We start from the raw sequence: 295 nt of genomic DNA, 5'->3' as shown, positions 1-295 counted from the left end.
TTCCATTCCATTCCATTCCATTCCATTCCATTCCATTCCATTCCATTCCATTCCATTCCATTCCGTTCCATTCCATTCCATTTCATTCCATTCCATTCCATTCCATTCCGTTCCGTTCCATTCCATTCCATTCCATTCTATTCGCGTTAATTCCATTCCATTCCATTCGATTGCAATCGAGTTGATTCCATTCCATTCCATTCCATTCCATTCCATTCCATTCCATTCCATTCCTTTCCGTTCCATTCCATTCCATTCCATTCCATTCCGTTCCATTCCATTCCATTCCATTCCA

General features: G+C 41.0%; 1 protein-coding gene. It reads right to left on the bottom strand.

Annotated features, from left to right (window positions below):
- The coding region (locus MRS74_RS24375; protein WP_254582726.1) for a hypothetical protein at positions 1–276 on the bottom strand (276 nt) is incomplete at its 3' end.
- Positions 277–295 lie beyond the last annotated feature (19 nt).

It is taken from the genome of Marinobacterium sedimentorum (genome assembly GCF_024267675.1).
In the GTDB taxonomy this organism is placed as follows: domain Bacteria; phylum Pseudomonadota; class Gammaproteobacteria; order Pseudomonadales; family Balneatricaceae; genus Marinobacterium_A; species Marinobacterium_A sedimentorum.
This window is presented reverse-complemented; position numbering and strand designations above follow the sequence as displayed.